Source organism: Campylobacter sp. P0085, assembly GCF_002139495.1.
Taxonomy (GTDB): Bacteria; Campylobacterota; Campylobacteria; order Campylobacterales; family Campylobacteraceae; genus Campylobacter; species Campylobacter devanensis.
Window position 1 is genome coordinate 20,241 of record NZ_MJKB01000005.1, and the last position, 22,195, is coordinate 42,435.

At 34.9% G+C, this 22,195-nt stretch carries 15 protein-coding genes; 1 reads left to right on the top strand and 14 read right to left on the bottom strand.

Annotated features, from left to right (window positions below; genetic code table 11):
* Positions 1-182: 182 nt before the first annotated feature.
* Both CIGNP85_RS06355 and ispG read right to left on the bottom strand, forming a co-directional pair.
* Entirely contained in the window at positions 183-1,580 is a 1,398-nt protein-coding gene (locus CIGNP85_RS06355; RefSeq protein WP_086226170.1) for a replicative DNA helicase, read from the bottom strand.
* Positions 1,573-2,634, bottom strand: a complete 1,062-nt coding sequence (gene ispG, locus CIGNP85_RS06360) for a flavodoxin-dependent (E)-4-hydroxy-3-methylbut-2-enyl-diphosphate synthase (RefSeq protein WP_086287683.1) — start codon at positions 2,632-2,634, stop codon at positions 1,573-1,575. Before ispG ends, CIGNP85_RS06355 begins: the two co-directional genes overlap by 8 nt.
* A 99-nt stretch (positions 2,635-2,733) precedes the next feature.
* Here ispG and CIGNP85_RS06365 point away from each other — a divergent pair, with 99 nt between their 5' ends.
* On the top strand, positions 2,734-4,668 hold the full coding sequence (locus CIGNP85_RS06365) for an LTA synthase family protein (protein ID WP_086287541.1): 1,935 nt from the start codon (positions 2,734-2,736) through the stop codon (positions 4,666-4,668).
* Between the two features lie 72 nt (positions 4,669-4,740).
* Here CIGNP85_RS06365 and CIGNP85_RS06370 read toward each other — a convergent pair whose 3' ends face one another.
* From CIGNP85_RS06370 to CIGNP85_RS06425, 12 genes are all read right to left on the bottom strand, one after another.
* A complete protein-coding gene (locus tag CIGNP85_RS06370; protein ID WP_086240892.1) occupies positions 4,741-7,296 on the bottom strand; it encodes a bifunctional aconitate hydratase 2/2-methylisocitrate dehydratase in 2,556 nt (851 codons plus the stop codon).
* A gap of 204 nt (positions 7,297-7,500) precedes the next feature.
* Positions 7,501-7,932, bottom strand: coding sequence for a hypothetical protein (locus tag CIGNP85_RS06375; protein ID WP_086229283.1), 432 nt, complete (start codon positions 7,930-7,932; stop codon positions 7,501-7,503).
* A 20-nt stretch (positions 7,933-7,952) separates the two neighbouring features.
* Entirely contained in the window at positions 7,953-11,024 is a 3,072-nt protein-coding gene (ccsA, locus tag CIGNP85_RS06380; RefSeq protein ID WP_086287543.1) for a cytochrome c biogenesis protein CcsA, read from the bottom strand.
* Positions 11,025-11,104: 80 nt separating this feature from the next.
* The gene (hemC, locus tag CIGNP85_RS06385; protein ID WP_086287545.1) at positions 11,105-12,025 is read right to left on the bottom strand and encodes a hydroxymethylbilane synthase; all 921 of its coding nucleotides are present in this window, start codon (positions 12,023-12,025) and stop codon (positions 11,105-11,107) included.
* A complete protein-coding gene (locus CIGNP85_RS06390) occupies positions 12,026-12,430 on the bottom strand; it encodes an FxsA family protein (protein WP_086287547.1) in 405 nt (134 codons plus the stop codon).
* Positions 12,427-14,130: a proline--tRNA ligase gene (locus tag CIGNP85_RS06395; protein WP_086287549.1), complete on the bottom strand. Its 1,704-nt coding sequence runs from the start codon at positions 14,128-14,130 to the stop codon at positions 12,427-12,429. Before CIGNP85_RS06395 ends, CIGNP85_RS06390 begins: the two co-directional genes overlap by 4 nt.
* Entirely contained in the window at positions 14,131-15,393 is a 1,263-nt protein-coding gene (gene hemA, locus CIGNP85_RS06400) for a glutamyl-tRNA reductase (RefSeq protein WP_086287551.1), read from the bottom strand. It lies immediately after the preceding gene.
* Positions 15,393-16,271 (bottom strand): polyprenyl synthetase family protein, encoded by an 879-nt coding sequence (locus CIGNP85_RS06405; RefSeq protein ID WP_086287553.1) that lies wholly within the window; start codon positions 16,269-16,271, stop codon positions 15,393-15,395. Before CIGNP85_RS06405 ends, hemA begins: the two co-directional genes overlap by 1 nt.
* An 8-nt stretch (positions 16,272-16,279) precedes the next feature.
* Positions 16,280-16,708 carry a hypothetical protein gene (locus CIGNP85_RS06410; RefSeq protein ID WP_086236128.1) on the bottom strand — a complete coding sequence of 143 codons (429 nt, stop codon included), beginning with the start codon at positions 16,706-16,708 and terminating at the stop codon, positions 16,280-16,282.
* A complete protein-coding gene (locus CIGNP85_RS06415; RefSeq protein ID WP_086226182.1) occupies positions 16,701-16,961 on the bottom strand; it encodes a DUF2018 family protein in 261 nt (86 codons plus the stop codon). The genes CIGNP85_RS06410 and CIGNP85_RS06415 overlap by 8 nt, the downstream gene beginning before the upstream one ends.
* A 9-nt stretch (positions 16,962-16,970) precedes the next feature.
* Positions 16,971-18,938, bottom strand: coding sequence for a DNA translocase FtsK (locus CIGNP85_RS06420; RefSeq protein WP_442861933.1), 1,968 nt, complete (start codon positions 18,936-18,938; stop codon positions 16,971-16,973).
* Positions 18,939-19,384: 446 nt separating this feature from the next.
* Positions 19,385-22,159, bottom strand: a complete 2,775-nt coding sequence (locus CIGNP85_RS06425) for a flagellin N-terminal helical domain-containing protein (RefSeq protein ID WP_086287555.1) — start codon at positions 22,157-22,159, stop codon at positions 19,385-19,387.
* Positions 22,160-22,195 lie beyond the last annotated feature (36 nt).

A 22,195-nucleotide genomic window follows, 5' to 3' on the forward strand; every position in this document is an offset into this window, starting at 1 on the left:
TAAAAAGTCAAATTTAAAAAAGTTATTCACTGTTTTTTCACTATGTGAAAATCTAGTCAAATACCTATTAATTCGAGCTTTAAACCTTATTTAATCACAGATTAAATTATATAAATTTAACTATTAATGTGAATTTAAATCAATATGTGAATAAATCTCAAATTTAATCACATAAATTCACATCACCCCTCAAAAGTTACCATCTCAGCAGGATGATTGTGTGTTTTTTCCACAAAACGAGTATAAATAGATTGAAATACCAACTCAATAGTTCCAGTTGGGCCATTTCTATTTTTACCAATAATTATCTCAGCACTTTCTTCTACTTTATTTCTACTAAACTTAGGGGTATATTCTTTACCTTCGAGCTTTGCTTTTTGAATTTTCTCATTCTCCTCTTGTTCTAAATAAACCTCATTTCTATAAACAAATAAAATCGTATCAGCATCTTGTTCGATTGCTCCAGACTCACGCAAATCGCTAAGCATAGGACGTTTATTGGCTCTTGATTCTAGACTTCTATTTAACTGCGAAAGAGCTACAACTGGCAAATTTAACTCTCTAGCTAAAAGCTTTAATCCGCGTGAAATCTCTGCAATTTGCAAATGGCGATCACTATATGCTGATGAGTTTGTCATAAGGCCGATATAATCAATCACGCATAGTTTTATCTCTGGATGAGCGCTTTTTAATTTTCTCATTTGAGTACGAACCTGATGAATAGTAGCATTACCGCTATCATAGACAAAGAGCTTTTTTTGACTCATCATATCACACGCATTACTTAAGCGTTCAATTTCATCATTATCCATATCTGATGTCATAAGATTTTGTAAATTTATCGATGTTTTAGCGCTTAATAACCTTAACATAAGCTGAGTTGCAGGCATTTCAAGAGAGAAAAATACTACACCTAAGTTTTGATCTAGTACCCTTTGTACCAAATTTAGCACAAATGTAGTTTTTCCCATACCAGGGCGAGCTGCGATAATGACTAAATCACCATCTTTAAATCCCTTTGTCCGCTCATTTAATTCACGAAAACCAGTATCAAGCCCTACTACATCATGATCTTTGGCAAGCTTTTGCTTATTTAACTCTTCAATTAAATCAACCACAATCTCTTTAGCATTTTTTATCACGCCACTACCTACGCCATCTACTAAAGAGTAAATTTCGCTACTAATCTCATCTACCATATCACGGCCAGGCTTATTCTCATTTACCTTGCTTGGGATTTGATTTGCTACTTTTACAAGTGATCTTTTGATAGAAAATTCCTTAAGCTCTGTGGCGTATTTTTTGATATCTAGGATTGAATTTGTAGTTAAAACGCTATTAAAAACCTCTTCATTAAATTTAGTCCCCAAATGCTTTTTAACAAAGGCTATATCTACTGGATCATCACTATTTAAGCAACTTTGCATAGCTGCAAATATATCTTCATGAGCTTTTAAATAGAAATCTTTTGGGCTGATAATATCATAAATTTCACCCAAATTATCTTGCTCAAATAATATCGCACTCAATATCGAGCGCTCCATATCTAGGTCATATAAATTTGAGTTTATCTCATTCATTTCTAGCCTTTAGCTCATCATCTATCTCTTGTAAAAATCTATCTACTAGCTCAGACTCAGGCAGTCTAGCTACCACCTCTCCATGACGCATTATAAGCCCATTTTCCTTGCCAAAAGCGATAGCCACATCGGCTCCTTTGGCCTCTCCAATAGCATTTACTATACAGCCCATTACGCTTATATTTAATGGTGCGGTTATGTGAGCAGTCTTCTCTTCTACTATCTTTATAGCGCTTACTAAATCGCTTTGGAGCCTACCACATGTAGGACATGAGATGATATTTAATCCACTTTTTTGGACTCCGCTATCTTGTAAAATTGCCTTAGCTACCCTAATTTCTTCTTCAAGCTCTCCTGTGATACTAACCCTCATAGTATCACCGATCCCCTCCATCAAAAGCCCACCAAGTGCTATAGCTGATTTTATCGTAGCGTGAAATGTCGTTCCAGCTTCTGTAACTCCTAAATGAAATGGATAATCCACCATTGGACGCAACGCTCTATATGCTGCCATTGTGTTTGCTGTATCGCTGCTTTTTAAACTCACAGCAATATCTCTAAAATCAAAATCTTCTAAAAGCTTAATATTATACAAAGCACTCTCTACCATAGCTTTGACGCTTCTGCCATATTTTTGCTCAAACTGCTCTTCTAAGCTACCGCTATTTACACCAATTCTTATAGGCAAATTTCGCTCTTTACAAGCATTCACCACCTTTTTAATCTTCTCTTTACCACCGATATTACCCGGATTTATCCTAATAGCATCTACAAATTCAGCCACAGCCAAGGCATAAAGATGGTTAAAGTGTATATCAGCTACTATTGGTAATGGGCTATCTTTTTTAACCTGCCTAAGCCCTTCTATATCATCTTTATTAAACACAGCACACCGCACTATATCGCACCCCGCAAAATATAAGCGGTTAATCTGCTCTAAAGTACCAGCTACATCTCTTGTTTTAGAAAATGTCATTGATTGGACGCTTATTGGCGCGTCGCCACCTATCTTTACACTGCCTACTTGAATTTGTCTTGTTTTGTATCTTTGCATTATCATCACTCAAATAAATTTTAAAACCATAAGTCTATCTAAAATTTAATAAAAATATTGTAAAATAGCAAATTTAAAACAGTAAATTTAAGGAAATTAATGCGAAAGATCATAACCCAAATTCTCATCTTTACAGCCATATATATGGCTATCTTTGCTCTTATGAGAGCGGTTATGCTATATAACCTAATTGAGCATGATATTGATGATTGGGGGTGGGTATTTTTGTATGGGCTTGGGCATGATATGCGGACTTTTAGTGCTATATTTTTGCCTATATTTTTATGTGGATTTCTTAGCTATTTGGGCGGATTTATCAGATCAAATTTAGCCAAATTTTATCAAATTTTCTCTAGCATTTATATAGCCATTGTATCATTTATCGTGGCTATTTTCGCATTTATCAACTACTACTATTATCAAATTTATCAAAATAAGATTGATATGTTTATATTTGGGCTTAAAGATGATGATACCGCAGCTTTAACATCGATTATCTGGAATGATTATCCAGTAATTTTAATACTATTATGCGCTTTGGTTTTTGCTATTTTATGTGGATATTTAAATAGTAAAATTTTAAAAATTAAATTTAAAAAATCCAACCAACCGATCTGGATTTTAATTATTTGTAATATTATATTAATTTACGCATATGCTGTGGCACTGCGGGCTCATCCAGTATATAATGCGCTTCGTGCTTCTACATATCAATTTAGCTCATTTAAACCATTTAATGAGATATCTACTAATCCTATTATGGCTCTTTCATGGGCTAGTAAAGAGTATAAAAATCAAGCCAACTTCCCATATGTGGATATAAATAGAGGCAAAGAGCTGCAAAAGAGATTGTTTGATATGTTTGCTACTACAAAACAAAACTCCAATCATGCTAAAATGCATATACATTTTAATCTCATGGAGAGTTTTGGGCTTGGGCTGCTTCAAGAAGATAAAGCTATGCAAAAAATACTTTTAGGCTCCCTTGATGAACATTTTAACTCTGATTTTGTATTTAAAAGATTTTTACCTTCTACTAATGGCACGATAGATAGTCTAAATAGAATACTATTTCAAAGTCCTATAATCAACCTTACAAGTAGCAAATTTCAAAAAACAAAGCTACCTTACACAGTCATTGATATCTATAAAAAAGCTGGTTATAGAGTGATTTTTGCTTATGCAGGGAATTCTGCTTGGTATAATATAAATTACTTTTTAAAAGCTCAAGGCGTAGATGAGATTATAGATGAGACTATACTAATGCAAGAGTATACAAATGCCAAAGAGTCTAAGCATCCATATGGGATAAAAGATGAGTATATGTATAACAAGATTTATGAAATTTTTAATAATGCAACCAAACCAACTCTAATTATCTCTCTTGGGATTTCAAACCATCCTCCATATTTACACAAAGGTAAAAATGAGCTAAATTTAGATCTCAATAGCTCTGAGATTAGTCGTTATTCTACTGACTATAAAGCACTATTAAACGCATATAGCTATGCAAATAACAGCTTTGGAGATTATTTAAATAAGATCAAAAATAGCAAATTCAAAGATAATATAATAGTAGCTGCAACTGGCGATCATGCAAATAGAGAGTATAAATTTGATTATAAAAATGAGATAGCTTTTGGGATTAGTGTGCCATTTTATCTATATATACCACAAAATTTACAAAACAATATCTATTATGACAAAGATAGAATCGGCTCGCATAAAGATATATTTCCAACTCTATATAATCTTAGTCTAAATAATACCAAATATCTAAGCATGGGTGGTAGAGATATGTTATCTAAACCTAATGATACTAAGATGGAGTTTGCAATGCATATAAATGTCTGGGCTGATAATGATGGCATATATCCAATATCAAGCACTAAAGGATATAGATATCAAAACTCAAATACATTAAAAAATAGTAATGATAGCTTTGAGCTTGATGAATCAAAAGCTCAGTTTCATAAGCTATATGAAGAGTTTAGTTACTATCAGTTAGCTTGGAGATTAGGATTGATGAAGTAGTTAAATTTGATTTATTAAATAAGCAAATTTGATAAAATAAACAAACCCGCTATATAAAGCGGGTTTTATAAATTAGTTTTCTAATTTGTAGTTTTCAATTAGGTTGAAGTTTAGATATTTATAGATCTCATCTTCTTTACCAGCAAGTTTAGCTGGAACAATCTTCATATACTCTTCTACACTTGGCAGTCTTCCTAGCATAGCACACACCGCTGCAAGCTCAGCAGAACCTAGATAAACTTGAGCGCCCATACCCATACGATTATCAAAGTTTCTTGTAGAGGTTGAGAATACTATAGCATTATCAGCTACTCTAGCTTGGTTACCCATACATAGTGAGCATCCTGGCACCTCTGTCCTAGCACCGGCTGCACCAAATAGCGAGTATCTACCCTCGGCTCTTAGCTGCGCTTCATCCATTTTTGTAGGTGGAACAACCCATAATCTAGTAGGCACTTGACCTTCGCCTTTTAAGACTTCACTTAAAGCTCTATAATGGCCGATATTTGTCATACAGCTACCTACGAAAACTTCATCTATATTTTTAGGGCGTTTTGGATCAGCTAAAATTTCACTTAGAGTAGCCACATCATCTGGGTCATTTGGACACGCCAAAATTGGTTCAGTGATCTCATCCATATTGATCTCAATTATAGTGTGGTATTTCGCATTTTTATCAGCTTGTAATAGCTCTGGGTTTTCTAGCCATTTTTTCATCTTATCACGACGACGAGCTAAAGTTTTATCACTGCCATATCCCGCTTCTATCATAGCGTCAATTAGGGTTATATTGGATTTTAGATACTCTATTACAGGCTCTTTATTTAGAGCTATAGCACATGCTGCGGCACTTCTTTCAGCACTTGCGTCGCTTAATTCAAATGCTTGTTCTACTTTAAGATCTGGCAAGCCTTCAATCTCAAGCACTTTACCGGCAAATACATTTACTTTGCCTTTTTTCTCTACTGTTAAAAGACCTTTTTTGATAGCGTAATATGGGATAGCATTTACTAGATCTCTTAAAGTTATGCCCGGTTGCATCTTACCGCTAAATCTTACCAAAACTGACTCCGGCATATTTAATGGCATTGAGCCTAAAACCGCTGCAAAAGCCACTAGACCACTACCTGCTGGGAAGCTTATACCGATAGGGAAACGAGTATGAGAGTCCCCACCTGTTCCTACTGAATCAGGTAAAACCATTCTATTTAACCATGAGTGGATAACGCCATCACCTGGTTTTAAGCTCACACCACCACGACTAATCATAAAATCTGGTAAAGTTTTATGCATTAAAGCGTCTGTTGGTTTCGGATAGGCTGCTGTATGACAGAAGCTTTGTAATACAAAATCAGCTGAAAATCCAAGACTTGCAAGCTCTTTTATCTCATCTCTTGTCATTGGGCCTGTTGTATCTTGACTACCTACTGTTAGAGTGATAGGCTCCACATACATACCCGGGCGAACACCATCTAAACCACACGCACGGCCGACCATTTTTTGTGCTAGAGTGTAACCTGCGCTATCATCACTTGCAGGTTGGGCTGGTTTAGTAAAGATATCTTCACTACCTAAATTTAGCTCAGCCCTAGCCTTAGCGCATAGGCTTCTAGCTATGATTAGCGGGATTCTACCACCGGCTTTTACTTCATCTTTTAGAGTGTTTGGCTCAAGTTTGAAAGTTTTTATCACTTTACCATCTTTTACTATCTCGCCTTTGTGTGGGTAAATTTCAATCTCATCACCGGTTTCTAAGCCATCTACATTTACGATAATTGGTAAAGCACCGCTATCTTCAGCAGTGTTAAAGAATATTGGAGCGATGATGCTACCTAGGATTACACCACCTGTTTTTTTGTTTGGAATTCCTGGAATTTCACGACCTATATGCCATTGAATTGAGTTGATACCGCTCTTTCTTGAGCTACCTGTTCCAACTACATCACCTACATAGACAACTTCACGACCGCTTTTTTTAAGCTCGGCAATTTTTTCTAAACTACCTGGTTGGCGTTTCATTAACATAGCATTTGCGTGAAGTGGTATGTCTGAACGGCTAAATGCCTCACTAGCTGGACTTAGATCATCAGTATTAGTCTCGCCTGGGACTTTAAATACTATAGCCTCGATTTTTTCAGGGATATCATCTCTAGATTTAAACCACTCAGCATTTGCCCAACTTTTGATAACTTCAGCAGCAAATTTGTTTCCCTCTTTAGCAAGGTGTGCTACATCATTGAAGTAATCATGAACAAAAATTGTATTTTTTAATACATCTGCAGCAGCTTTTGCTACGCTCTCATCACTACTTCTAAGAGTAGCCACAAGCACTATAACGCTATATCCGCCAAGCATTGGCTCAAGCATTTTTACAGCATCAATTTTACTAATCAAACTACAATTTAAGCCGTGATTTATAATCTCATTTAAAAACTCAGCTTTAACCTTAGCTGCATCATCAACGCCTGGATTAACACGATTTGCTAACAAATCAACAAGTTCAGCACTAGCAGATGATTTAAGTAATTCGCATACCTCTTTTGTCTGCTCTTTAGTAAGCGGAAGTGGTGGAATACCAAGTTTTGCGCGTTCATCTTTAGCGCTATTGTATTGTTCAAAAAAGCACATTTTCATCCTTTAAAAAAAATTTTTGATTATTCTACCAAAAAAAATAAAAATTTAATAGTAAAAAATAACTTAGATTTTATATTTTAGTATATTTTAAATTTTCTATAATTCAAATTTAGAGAAAATGTAAAAATAGCTATCAAATTATGACAAAAATTTAATAGCTATTTGATTGCTTTAAAAAGCTAAATTTACCTACTATGGTTAAAATCTAGCACGAAGTCCCATATTTTTATACTGCTCAATCTCAGCAATATACTCAGCATGCTGTTTATCAAGCTCATTTGTTAGATATGAGATTAGCTTAGCATCTGATTTTTTATGACCTGAAACTAATGAAATAAATTTAAGATAAGGAATTGCATTAGAAGGTACATGCCCACGATTTTTTGCTGGAATTGGGAATTTTTGAATGAAATACAACGATGCTCTTTCTATCTCTTCTTTGGTTGAATCCTTATTAGATACGATAATTAGTAGATCTTCTAAAGTGATCTTTGGTTCATCATCTTTTTGCTGAGTTGTCTGTTTTGGTGCGCTTGAGCCGCGGCTGAGCGATTTTATCACAACCACGACAATCACACCCAAAACGACAGCTACTGTAGCCATCGCAATAAATATAATACTTTCGTTCAACTTAAACCTCCTAAATTTAGTTACAGTCTAGCGCTATATGACCTTTTGCGATAAGCAAGTAGGCTAATAACTACCATTACCACAAGTGCTATCCAGACAAAATTTGGTACTGGTACAGCGTCACCAGCTGCATAACTATGCATACCAACTAAATAGAAATTCACCCCAAAATAGGTCATTATAATCGCACTATAAGCAAACATAGAGGCCACAGCGAAGGCGTATTGCGAATTTACTTTTGGTATAAATCTCATATGAACTACAGCCGCATAGACTAAAATGCTAACCAAAGCCCAAGTCTCCTTGCTATCCCAGCCCCAGTATCTTCCCCAACTCTCATTAGCCCAGACACCGCCTAAGAAGTTACCTACAACAAGCAAGCTAAGACCTAAAATCATCGCCATTTCATTGATTCTAGTGGCTTCAATTATATTTCTAGTAAGCTCTTTATTCTCATTTTTGCCTTGAAGTGCAAATAAAACTAAAGTAAATAGCCCAAGAAGAGCACAAAGCCCTAAAAATCCATAACTAGCTGTAATTACACTTACATGGATTGTAAGCCAATAACTTTTTAAAACCGGCACTAAATTTGTAATTTGCGGATCGAGCCAACTAAGATGAGCTACAAATAGAGTAACTCCGGCTAAAATAGATGTCAAAGCTAGTGATATAGCCGAACTTCTAGCAAACATTGTCCCGCTAAATGCCAAACACCAAGCGATAAATACCAAGCTCTCATATCCATCACTCCAAGGCGCATGCTCTGCGATATACCATCTAAGTCCCATACCAATAGTGTGAGCGATAAATGCTAAGATATTGACCCAATAGGCAATTTTAAAAATTAAATTTATTTTAATTTTAGGACGTAACATCTTAACAAACACTACTATTAAAAGTGCAAAACCGGCCAAAAGATATACTGGAGTTAAATTTTGAAATATCTTATATTTATTAAATGCTAATTCTAAATCTACCCTATTACTAGCTGGCATTACGGTTGCACCAAATTCAGCCTGATATTTTTTAATCGCTTCTATAGCTTCATCGGCTTTACTCCACTCGCCACTATCTTGTGCTTCAAGTACTGCAGTAAAATATCTTTGTAGCATTATAGCTACATTTGATGCCTCTTCACCGCTAAGCTCCATAAGTGCTCCACCAGGACTAAGCCAAGTATTATTATAATCATCTTTTTTAGGTATTACTCTAAACATCTCTCCTATAAATACCATATAAAGAATATTTAGCTTCTCATCAGCTTTTATAACATCTTTATCAAAAAGCCCCCTTGTAGCCGGTGCTTTGCGATTAGCAAGTTCTGTGAATTTAATTAGCTTATACTCTATTTGACCATCTTTATTAGGGCCAAAGAAATCATCAAAACTAGCATATTTTTGACTTTTTGGAATCCCTAATACCTTTTTTAACTCATCATCGCTAATTTTAATAATTGGTACGGAACGCCAATTTTCTGAATTTGCCATCATTGATAAAAATACAGCATTAGCACCCATTGATTGAAACTTATCACTGCGGTAAATTTTATTTAAAATCTCGTGTGCCATAGTATCAAATGGTTTCATTCTACCATCTGAACCTTGTATAATTAGAGTTGATACCTTATCTATATGGCTTTGTGGAATTTGTGGCATTGTTAGAGCATAGCTATTTTTAGCACCAAATATTGCCAGTCCAGCTATTAAAATCAGCCCAAGCGCCTTGGTATTTGCCTCATTTACGGCTTTAGCCAGTTTTCTAAATCTTGAATGAGGATTCATAACATTTAATAAAAGCCCCAAAGTTAACAAGAAATATCCAAAATATGTAGGCCATTTACCTGGATCGCTATTTACTGATAAGATAGTACCACCTTCATCAGAATCGTAACTACTTTGGAAAAATCTATAACCTTTATAATCAAGCACATTATTCATATAAATTCTATAATCCATCTTAAAATCCCCATCTTCTACGACTACATCACTGCTATAACTCATTGGTGAGTTTGACCCAGGATATCTAGCTAGCTCAAAATCTTTTAGATATATGCTAAATGGCAATGTAATAGCCATCGGTGACCACGCTACATAGAATTTCTGTCCGCCAACCTCTACTGCTTCAGGCGGGTAATTGCTCAATATCGCAACATCTTTGCTATCGTTATTATAGCTTAGTGTTGCTATGATAGCATCTGCGCCTGCTACATTTTCGCCGGCTTTTTTCGCACCTTTTATAGCACTTACTTTCATAGTTTTAGGTGCAAAATTTACTCCACCAATGCTATATAGTCTAAGTCCGGCAAATTCAACTTCTTCATCTTTTGGTAATTTGCCTTTACTCATATCGCTCATCACCATATAGCTTATATCTTGATTGGTTTTTATATAAAATTTACTATCTTTAATATAAATTTGGATATATTTGGATTTTGTAGGTTTGGCACCAAAGCTAAAGCTCATATCACCAACTTCGAATTTATCCCCAAGTTTCATAGTGACTGATTCACTATTGCTCTCATCAGAAAACATAAGCTCCAAAACCGCCTCACCATTAGGGCTATCGATCCAAGCTGGCGTAGCATTTGGGGTAAAATCTTTATATTTCAAAGTGGCCAATTTATCATGGATATTGAGTCTTAAATTAAAATCATTTCCAATAGTACTAGATATATACTTTGGCTCTGATACTGTGTAGGTATTATTACCATCGCTTGAGATCATTTGGATATAGCTTTGCATCGTTCTTATCTCATTGCTACTATCGTTTTCACGGATACTCATATGCCCTTCAAAACCAAAATATCTCGTGATACCCGCACCAACTAAAATAAATAAAAAGCTTAAGTGAAATATTAAAACAGGAAGTTTTTTGAGCTTAAATAATCTATATTCACATATATTATAGACCAAATTTACACCCAAAATAAGCTGAATCAGTGCAAACCATCCAGCACCATATACTAAAGCCCAAGCAGTTTGTGTATTATAAACACTCTCAATAATTGTCGCAGCACCACTAGCAAACGCAAAAATCAAGAAAAATACAACGGCTGAGCCCATACTAAAAAATAATTTATGAATAATACCCATAAATGCCCTCAGTAAAAAAAATTAATTTGCGATTATATTGAATATAAATAAACATTTTTAAAATAAAATTATTTTATTACTCAAATTTGACTTGCTATCTCTTCAGCCCTAGCCAAAATCTCCTTAGCTCCTTTATTTATAAACTCATCAGCCAAAATCTCGCCTGCTACCTTATAATCACTCTTATCAAAGAGCCTTTCATCTCTTAAAATTTCCTTCCCATCTGGGGTGCCTAAAATAGCTTTAACTATGATTTTATCACCATTTAAACTAGCATTTACTCCAATTGGGGCTTGACACCCGCCATTTAATTTATGCACAAATGCTCTCTCAATAGTAGTTTCTATAACGCTCTTTTCATCATTTAAACACTCAATCGCCTCTAAAATATCAGCCCTATCTACTGCTTCAATACCCAAAGCTCCTTGCCCCATTGCTGCAATAGTATTAAGCAAAGATACATAATTTACCTCTTTATGGAGTTCAAGACGATTAATTCCAGCCATAGCAAGTATAATAGCATCAAATTCACCATCTTTAAGCTTAGCAATTCTTGAGTTTACATTTCCACGAAGCGAGATAATCTCTAAATCAGGTCTAAGAGCTAGAAGTTGCATTCTTCTACGCAAAGATGTTGTTCCAACTCTTGCACCATTTGGAAGCTCATCAAAGCTTTTAAAATTCATACTTAGCATAGCATCATTTATATCTTCTCTACTACAAACACAGGCCAATTTTAACCCATCTGGAAATGTAGTTGGTACATCTTTTAAACTATGCACAGCAATATCAGCCCTTCCATCAAGCATCGCATTCTCAAGCTCTTTGGTAAATAAACCCTTACCACCGATCTTAGCTAGTGGTGTATCTAAAATAACATCGCCTTTAGTCTTCATAGTAATAATCTCTATATTATGACCACGAGCCTCTAAAAGATCTCTAATATGATATGTCTGCCAAAGTGCTAAGGCGCTATTTCTGCTTGCGATTTTAATATTCATCTATCTCTCCTCTATAATCTCTACATCTATTATATCATCATTATGATTAGTTTGACAATATTGATTTTGATTATTTTGATACCTAGGAGTACTAAATTTAGAATAAATTTTTAAAGCTAAAGCAACTCCGATCACAATTACCCCAAAAATATCGCTTAACATCCCAGGAATTATAAGAGCCAATCCACCAATAGCAAGCCCCAAACTACCAAAAATATCTTTGATATTAAAGTAGTTTATATTTTGAAATAAATTAGTAAATCCATAATTTAGTATTAAAATTACGCCAAGTAATGCACTAAGAAAAATCTCACTAAATAGACTAAAAAATCCGAATTCTAATACATATAAAACAACCAATACTATCTCTAAAAAGATATATGGTAGCAATGAAATTCTAATCATACAAGCTCTTTTAATTTGCCTAAAATTTCGCTAGAAGCAACTTTTTCTTTTATTAAACCATCTCTGATTATCAATTCTACTTCTGCATTAGCTAATCCTTTGCCTACTACTACACCAAATGGATTTCCAATCAGCTCAAAATCGGCCATCTTTACACCAAACCTCTCATCTCTATCATCTAATAACACCTCAATTCCAAAGCTCTCAAGTCTGCTTTCTAATTCTAAAGCAAATTTAGCTTGGGCTCCATCTTTGAAATTTGATACTATGATATGGACGCTAAATGGAGCGCACTCTTTTTTCCATACGCATCCCTTATCATCATGGCTAGACTCTATAATCACAGCTTCTAACCTACTCACACCGATACCATAACATCCCATTATAAACGGCTTTGCCTTGCCATTTTCATCTAAAAATGTAGCATCCATCGCCGCTGAATACCTATCGCCTAATTGAAATATATGGCCGACTTCAATCCCTTTTGTAAGGCTCAATCTCCCACCATCAAGGGCTTTATCCCCATCTTTGATGGCTACTAAATCTTTAAATCTATCTTTATTGAAATTTATAATGCTTACGCCAATAGCGTGATAATCTTTTTGATTTGCTCCACAAATCATCTCATATTCGCCATCAAGCTCACTATCAATATAGAAATTCACCCCCTCAGGTAGCCCGATTGGCCCACAATATCCAGCTACTAATCCAGCATTTTTAATCTCATCTATATTAGCATCACATAGCCCTAATGCCCCACAAGCATTTAGTGCTTTTGTCTCTTGAAGTTCATCATCTCCCCTTAGGAAAAATATCACAACTTCGCTTCTATCTTCATATATAGCCTTTTTGATAACAGCCTTAATAGTATAAAATGGATCAACTTTAAAAAACTCACTCACACTTGCGATAGTGCTACAATTAGGCGTATGAAATTTGAGCATTCCATTGCTTTGTGGGCGTTCTGCACTACAAGTGCGTTTAGCCCTTTTAGCAGCTTCAATATTTGCAGCGTAATCTGAACTATCACTGATTAAAATATCATCTTCGCCATTATCAGCAAGCACCATAAATTCTTTACTTCCGCTTCCGCCAATTGCGCCACTATCAGCTTCAACACATCTAAAATTTAGCCCAAGTCTAGTAAAAATCTTACTATAGGTCTCTTGCATCAAGTCAAACTCACGCTTTAAATCTTCATAGCTAGAATGAAAACTATAGCTATCTTTCATTATAAATTCACGACATCTCAAAAGCCCAAATCTAGGTCTAGCCTCATCTCTAAATTTTAATCCAATTTGATATAAATTCAAAGGTAGTTGCTTATAGCTATTTACTCTTCCGCGCACCATATCCACCACGCTCTCTTCGTGTGTTGGCCCTAGAACAAAATCATTTCCTTTTCTATCATTTAGCCTTAAAAGCTCGCTTCCAAATTTAAAAAATCTCCCACTTTGCTTCCATAATTCACTAGGCACGACAAAGCTCATAGATACTTCATTTGCTCCGGCTCTATCCATCTCATCTCTAATGATATTTTCTATCTTTCTTAAAACCCTTTTGCCAAGCGGTAAGAAGTTATAAAGCCCACTACCAGTTTGTTGGATAAATCCGGCCCTAAGCAAAAACTGATGGCTAGGCAAGGTTGCGTCTTTTGGCGCCTCTTTTAGTGTTGGGATATATAATTTGGTAAATTTCATCTACTCTTCCTCTTTTAGTTCTGTTTTATCAATTTTTATATCAAATAGATACTCAAGCGCACCAAGTACCTCATCGCTATTTTTATCTTTTAAACGCATAGTAGGCGTATGTAAAAATGCCTTGAAAACTTGATGAACTAGCTTTCTAGCTTCATTTTCATCACAGCGTTTGATATAGCCTTTTTTAATCGCTTTTTCTATCTCTAATTCAGCTATATTCTTAGCTTTAAATCTAAGGGCTTTGATAGCTGGCGTGCTATTTTGTGATGAGCGCCACTTGAAAAACTCGCTAGTCATCGCACCTACGATTGCATATGCCGTGCTAGCTTGCTCTTCTCTTAGCATGATATTACTTTTTACTATACTTTCTAAGTCATCAACAGCATAAACTGATATATTATCACTGTAACTCAAATCAATATCCCTAGGCACAGCAATATCAAAAAAATATCTATTAAACTCAACTGACTCTATAATCTCATCAGTTATTATAGGCTCATTGGCGCCTGTGGCACTAAATATGAGTTGATATCTATTTATAAGCTCTTTTAATCTGCTAAATTCAGCCACACTAGCAAGCTCACCTAGCTCACTAGCTAAATTTTTAGCTCTATTGATATCTCTATTTACTATAATTACATTGACCTTAGAGTTAATAAGATGCTTACACGCCAAGGCACTCATCTGACCAGCACCTACTACCACAGCGCTCATTCCACCTAGATTACCATATATCTCTTTGGCTTTTGCTACTGCTACACTTGAGACTGATACGGGATTTTTACTAATTGTCGTTGCGGCTCTAATTTTAGAAGCGCATTTAAAAGCAAAATGTATAGCATAGCTGATATTATCACCGCAATTTCCATTATCATAGGCAAATTTAAATGCTTCTTTAAGCTGACCTGCTATCTGCGTCTCGCCAATTACAAGGCTATCAAGTGAGCTAGCCACGGCAAATAGATGGTGGATAGCACCATCATCTTCATATATATCAGCCCTAAGCTCCAAAGCCTCATATGGCACAAGGGTTAAAATAGATATTGAGTTTAAAATATGCCTAACACACTCTTTTATATCAGCTACATACGCAAAAACTTCTACTCTATTACAGGTGCTTAGCACCATGGATTCTATGATTTTTTCATTAGCACTTAATAGTCTTAATATCTCTTTTTTGCGACTCTCATCAGCAAATGATAGCTTCTCTCTAATACTAATATCTGTATTTTTATGCGTAAAGCTAATACTTATATAATGCATTAAAACTCCCTATCTATCATACTTGATACTATCTCTCTTAGACTCTCATCGCTCACTGATGATATAGCTTTATAGCCAAGCTCTTTGGCAAATTCTTTGGATTTTTCAACTATGTTAAATTCGCTAAATTTATCCTTAATCCATCTAATCTGCCTATCATCTAGATCTTTACCCCAAAGGCCTTTTAATATCTCTTTGTCATCTGCGCTTAAAGCATTATATAAAAGAATATATGGAAGAGTAGTTTTACCCTCTTTATAGTCGTTAAAGGCTGGTTTGCCAAGTTTATTCTCATCTGATACAATATCTAAAATATCATCAACTATCTGAAACGCTAGGCCTAAATTTTTACCATATATAGAATACGCACTCTCATCTAACTTGGCGATTATAGCCGCACTCCTTGCTGCTGCTTCTATCAAGACTGCTGTTTTAAGCTCTATCATTTTTAGATATTCATCTAAATTTGGGCTAAATTTACTACCCATATCTACATCCATCATCTCGCCGATACTAAGATCTAAAACCGCTTTTGAAATGATTTTGGCAATTTGTGGATTTAAGCTTACAATCTCATAAAAGCCCTTAGAGTATAAGATATCACCTAGCATTATTGCGTTCTTAGAACCAAAAAGCGAATTTATACTAGGCTTACCGCGTCTAATAGTAGAGTCATCTATGACATCATCGTGCAATAAACTTGCTAAGTGTATAAGCTCTATTACCGCACATAGCCTAAGCGAAGTCTCATTTTGACCAGCTATTTTTAAAATTAGCTTGCTTCGTAGCTTTTTGCCACTACTAATATTATTAAATATCTCAAGAGCTCTATTATAACCACACTCCTCGACAAACTCATATAAAATCTTATCAACCATAAAACTTCCTATCTATCTGGTATATACTCTATCTCAACTCTAGCACTTTGATCCATTATCAATACGTCAAATACTACACTGCCATCATAATGTCTATACTCTTTAAAGACTAGATATAAATCCACATTATCTACAAGTGGGTTTTTGATAAATGCCAAAATCGGCTGACGATACATCTCTAATCCTCGCCTAAGACTTAAGACAATCTGGCGTGGATATTTTCTAAATTTAGTATGAACTACTAAATTTGTATTATCATAAAGAGTCCACGAAAACTCAAATTCGTCTTTTATCTGATGGCGCCTTTCAAAAAATATAATCTTAGCCTTCTCATCTTTTTTAAGGATAAATTCCTTCTGATGTGTCCATTTTGGAGCTACACCATATAGCAACCCAAAACAAAAAAATGGCAAAAGCCAAAGAGTTAATCTACTCATTTTGTGTTAATATTTTCCCTGTAATATCTATATATATATCATTTAGTCCGCTCTCCATAGCATCTGGATTTAACGCCTTAAAGCTATCTATTTGAACTTGTGTAATACCACTACTCTCAGCCAGCTCTCTTAATGCTACAAGCTCACTAAATAAAATTTCAAGCTCATTTTCTACTATATTTCGATTAGCATTATAGACAATATCAAAAAATTTATCCTTAGGCTGACCACCAAAAATATCATCAAATATCATTATACTCTCCTATCTTATTATATCTCGTTGACCTTTTGAATTTGGCGGAGTTAATACGCCATTTTGTTCAAGCTGTTCTATTATGCTTGCAGCTCTATTATAGCCTACTTTTAATCGTCTTTGTAAATAGCTTATAGATGTTTTTTCTTCGCTTAAGACTATCTCCTTAGCCTCATCATAAAGCTCATCTATTTCACCGCTAAATTCTCCGATACTGCTATTACTAGCATTATCATCTTTTAAAAAGCTATTTTCATATACTACACTCTCTTGAGCTTTTAAAAACTCGGCTATATGATCAATCTCCTCTTCACTAGCAAATGGCGCATGTAGCCTGACTACTCCAGGGCTTCCAGGTGGTGTAAAGAGCATATCTCCACGCCCCAGCAAACTCTCTGCTCCCATCTGATCTAAGATAACCTTGCTATCGATTTTTTGCCCTACTCTATAGCTAATGCGACTTGGCAAATTCGCCTTTATAAGCCCAGTTACTACATCTACACTTGGGCGTTGTGTTGCTACTATTAGATGAATTCCGCTAGCTCTAGCCATTTGAGCTAAGCGACCTATATGAAACTCCACATCCTTGCCACTTGTCATCATAAGATCAGCCAACTCATCTATGATAACTACTATAAAAGGCAGGGTTTCACCGCCATCTTTTTTCATCTTTTCATTATAACTCTCTATATTTTTAGTACGAGTTTGGCTCATTATTTTATATCTACGCTCCATCTCAGCAACTAAATTTGCTAGTACAGCAATCGCCTTTTTAGGTTCAGTTATCACAGGTGTTAGCAAATGCGGTATATCATTATACATACTAAACTCAAGCATCTTAGGATCTATCATTATAAGGCGTAGAGTTTTAGGTGAATTACGATATAATAGGCTTAATACCATCGCATTTATACCTACACTTTTACCACTTCCTGTGGTTCCAGCGATTAAAAGATGTGGTAATTTTTTAAGGTCAGTTATAAATGGATCGCCTACGATATCCTTGCCAAGTGCTAAGGTAAGCTCGCTTTTGGCATTTTTATAGATATCGCTTTGTAATATCTCTTTTAGATATATAGTCTCTATATTTTTATTTGGAATCTCTATCCCAACTACATCTTTACCAGGGATTGGGGCTTGAATTCTAATAGTTTGAGCTTTAAGAGCCATCGCCAAATCATCTTGAAGAGTTAGGATTTTGCTTACTTTTACATGGGCTGCTGGTTTAAACTCAAATGTCGTAACCACTGGACCAGAATAGGTTCTTACTACATCGCCATCGATTTTAAAACGCCTTAATTTATCTAGCAAATCAGCAATTTTTTGATCTATTTCAACCTCATTTATAGCCTTACTACGCTTTGGTGGATCCTTTAAAAAATCCAAACTTGGCAACATAAAATCCTTTGGCTTTTCTATTTTGCCTGTCTCAATTTGGCTTAAAAGCTGTTTATTTTCAGCTACTTCATTAAGGATTATAGCGCCACTTGATGTTGATTTTGGCTCTTTTAACAAAGATATATCAGTATCTTGAGTAATCTCGCTTGGAATTTGGTTTTGCTCATCATCTATATTAAATTCACTAAATCTATCAACTTCATCTACATTATCTATCTCTACTTCATCAAGCTCTTTTTGTTGGGATTTTTTTCTAGATTTTGATACTTTAGGCTCAGGTGTAGTGCTTTGTGATTTAGCTACTTCTAGATTATTATTGTTAAATTTTACCTCTTGAAACTGAGATATCTCTTCATCTTTAATATTAGATTCTAAGGCTGAATTTGGGCTAAATTTAGGTATAGATTTAACTACAAATGCCTTTTTTATCATTACATCAAGCCTATCATCAAAGCTAAGCCCAAATCCAATAAAAAATATCATTAAAATAAAAATAAATGTCCCAATACTACCAATCACACTCCCAAGCGCCTCATAGCTAAATCCACCAACTATGCCGCCAGCTATAGGATTAAACATCGCACAAAGCAATAAAAAAGCATAAAATAACATCAGCGATCCAATGATATTTCCAGCTATTTTTAGGCTAAATTTCGTATAAGATTTATATAAATTATAAACAGGATATAACAAAATAAATGGGTAAAAATATGACGCATAGCCAAATAGTCTTGCATTATACCAGCCTAAAGCGCCACCATAACTCCCCACAAATGAAGCATGCGGAACGATAGTTGCCACACCAAGATATACAAGCACACAGATAGCTACAACCAGCAAAATCTCTCGCAAAATCGTAAAATCCTTGAATAAAACTTGAAAAATCTGCTGATTATATCAAAAATTTTGTTATATATTGCTTAGTTTGCATTGATTAAAAAGGGATTTAAGCCGCCATTTTAAGCTAATAAAATTAGCAAATGGCGACTATTTTTAAATTTTATAAATACTTTATAATAGCTATATTACATATAATTAAGTAGGCTAATTTTGCTAATCATTGATGAAGTTTGTAGCATTGCTTCAAACTGTGTTAGATACTGTTTATAAATTAGCATACTCTCACCTAAATCAGCACCAATAACATCATTTTTAATACTCTCCACATTAACATATAACATACTAGCTCGTGAGCTAGAACTCTCTAATACATTAGTATATGAACCAATCTGTGTATGGAGTTTATTTACATGGTCTTGGATATGGTCAATTCTCTTTAGAGCGCCTTGGATTCCAGTAGTACGAGCATTAGTACCATCTGGATTGCCTCTATAGCTACCATCTCTTACAGCTGCTATCATAGCATCTAAATCTTTAAAAATATCCACACTTGGCTCATCTATGCTAATCATATTATTAGCATTAAAATTAAATAGCGACCCTGCGACTGTAGAGTTAGCCTCTTTACCAAATTCAGGTTTATCAGCACTAAAAGTCTCAAAAATAGATATTTCTATATTTGATACGGTTGCGCTTTTGTCTGTGATTTGCATTTGACCTCTATAATTTAGCTCTACATTTACACTAGCATTAGCACCATCTACAGCTTTATTATAAGCTTCAAATCTAGCTGTAGCGTAATCTGCGTTATTGATTATAAGATCTTTTACCTTGCCTATGGCTTCTTGTTTATTAGTTACTGGAAAAGTAAGCCCAGCCGCATCTACTGCTTGATCTATTATAGCTTCTGTAGCAGGGTCATTAACATTGGTTTTTAATCTTGTTTTAAGATCATTAGCATTATTAATTGCCACATTTGGGAATAAATTTTGATCACTTAAATTTTTTGCTACCGTGTTACCCACTCTATCATCTGGTAAGTTACCCGCTGCTACCATAGCTACTATATCATTTAACTGTTTATAGCTTATATCATCAGCTTGAGTTACGACCCCATCTGTGGTTTTAGTAGCTTCATTATACTTGCCTAGCATTATATTGCCTTGATAGACCGGGACTGGTGTGAATCCACCTGGCGGAATTATCGGCGTTCCATCTGCGTTGATTTCAGTGATGGTGAGTTGCGTGGCTTTAGGAACACTAGCTGAGAGCGGATCGCTAAAATCTATCTTAACTTGATAATATTTACCATTTTTAGATTTGATATGCATAGTTATATTGCTATCAGGGTTATCTTGCAGTCCAGCACCAGCTACATCTTTTAGCTTAGTAGCATCAGTAGCAAATGTATTTTTACCCTTGACTACTTGAGAGACTGAGCCAGTTAGGATATTATCTTTTTTGGCAAACTGTAGCTTATTATAGTCAGTAGCATCATTTTTAACCCCTAGAGTGTCTTTAAAGTCGCTTTTGATAAATTCAGTTAAATATACTTTGCCATTTTTGACATTTTCTTCGATAGTTTCTAAATCGGTTAAGTCGCTGACATCAACCCATGAACCATCTTTATCACGAACTTTGGTGCTAGACATTTCACGAACTTGATCAGCATTATTTGGATTAAATGCAGTAAAATCAGTTGCATCTATACCATTATTGCCAAGATCGTTTAAATCTAGTGCAAATGGTGGATTACCGATATTTTGTACAACTTGATTATTAACTTGAAGTTGGTTAGTATTACTTAAATTAATTGTATATGTTTGATTGTTATTATTGTTTACTGCTGTAATTTCAGTTATATTGCCATTAGCGTCTTTTGTAGTTGTTATTTTATAATTGCCAGATGTTTGAGGGTCAATATTAATCTCATATTCACCAATCTTATACTTCTCAGTTGATTGTTGCGGAGTAAGGCCAAATAGATGAAGCTCCATCATCTGATTACCATTTCTAATATCAGTTATCTCGATTTGGCCGCTATTATTTAGAGTTACTTGAACTAGTGGATTTTTACCTTCTTTATCATTGCCTAGAGCGTAGCCGATATTATCTAGTAGGCTTTGGATAGATGAGTCTGGGGTCATAGTTACCTTGGTAGAAAATGTAGAGCCATCTGGCTTTCTACCTTGTAGGAAAAATGTAGTTGGTTGATCTTTTACTGCATCTTTTGTAAAATCATCCTCTTTTGGCGGATTAGCTTTATTAAATTCTTCACTACGGTAATTAGTACCTATTAAATCTCTTAAATCATCTCCAAGCCCTACATATTTAATTGGCTCATCAGGATTAGCAAATTTATTATAATTATTAACCAAATTCACATTTGTCGTTATAACCTTTTTATAATCATTATCCGAGCCTAGAAATAGAGATTGACCGTTGATATTGTAGTTAGAAGTTTGATTAGTACCAATTACTGCTTTTATACTCTCGGCATTACCATTATAGTTGCCTAAATCATCAATTGGCATAGTATCTAGCGCAGTTCCTGAGAATAGATACTGGCCATTTATGGTAGTATTAGCTATATCGATTAGATTTTGCTTGATACCTTCTAGGTCATTAGCAATAGCATTACGAGAAGTTACATCGTGAATATCATTAGCTGCTTGGATTAGTTTGGTTTTAAATTCAGTTAGCTTTAGCACAAAATCATTTAACGCCTTATCGCTATTTTTTGAAAATTCAGTAGCCTTTAGTGTTGTAGATTCTACTTGTTTGAGTAGATTACTCTCATACTCCAGCCTAGCAGCATCGACATAGATACCGCTACCTTCATAAGCGTAATTGATTTTTAACCCTGTACTAAAAGCCTGATGAGACTTATATAGTGAGTTGGAGTTCTTTTGGTAGTTATAGACATTATTGAAATTCATAAGCTGGTTGGTTATACGCATTTGCACTCTCCTAAAAATTTAGGAATTTTACAAGCA

Bases quoted from the DNA above. Each gene is read 5' to 3' on its own strand.
- CIGNP85_RS06355 (WP_086226170.1), bottom strand. From the start codon at position 1,580: ATGAATGAGATAAACTCAAATTTATATGACCTAGATATGGAGCGCTCG.
- CIGNP85_RS06370 (WP_086240892.1), bottom strand. From the start codon at position 7,296: ATGTGCTTTTTTGAACAATACAATAGCGCTAAAGATGAACGCGCAAAA.
- CIGNP85_RS06365 (WP_086287541.1), top strand. From the start codon at position 2,734: ATGCGAAAGATCATAACCCAAATTCTCATCTTTACAGCCATATATATG.
- ispG (WP_086287683.1), bottom strand. From the start codon at position 2,634: ATGCAAAGATACAAAACAAGACAAATTCAAGTAGGCAGTGTAAAGATA.
- CIGNP85_RS06390 (WP_086287547.1), bottom strand. From the start codon at position 12,430: ATGATTAGAATTTCATTGCTACCATATATCTTTTTAGAGATAGTATTG.
- hemC (WP_086287545.1), bottom strand. From the start codon at position 12,025: ATGAATATTAAAATCGCAAGCAGAAATAGCGCCTTAGCACTTTGGCAG.
- CIGNP85_RS06415 (WP_086226182.1), bottom strand. From the start codon at position 16,961: ATGATATTTGATGATATTTTTGGTGGTCAGCCTAAGGATAAATTTTTT.
- CIGNP85_RS06410 (WP_086236128.1), bottom strand. From the start codon at position 16,708: ATGAGTAGATTAACTCTTTGGCTTTTGCCATTTTTTTGTTTTGGGTTG.
- CIGNP85_RS06425 (WP_086287555.1), bottom strand. From the start codon at position 22,159: ATGCGTATAACCAACCAGCTTATGAATTTCAATAATGTCTATAACTAC.
- CIGNP85_RS06420 (WP_442861933.1), bottom strand. From the start codon at position 18,938: ATGTTTAATCCTATAGCTGGCGGCATAGTTGGTGGATTTAGCTATGAG.
- CIGNP85_RS06395 (WP_086287549.1), bottom strand. From the start codon at position 14,130: ATGAAATTTACCAAATTATATATCCCAACACTAAAAGAGGCGCCAAAA.
- CIGNP85_RS06405 (WP_086287553.1), bottom strand. From the start codon at position 16,271: ATGGTTGATAAGATTTTATATGAGTTTGTCGAGGAGTGTGGTTATAAT.
- ccsA (WP_086287543.1), bottom strand. From the start codon at position 11,024: ATGGGTATTATTCATAAATTATTTTTTAGTATGGGCTCAGCCGTTGTA.
- hemA (WP_086287551.1), bottom strand. From the start codon at position 15,393: ATGCATTATATAAGTATTAGCTTTACGCATAAAAATACAGATATTAGT.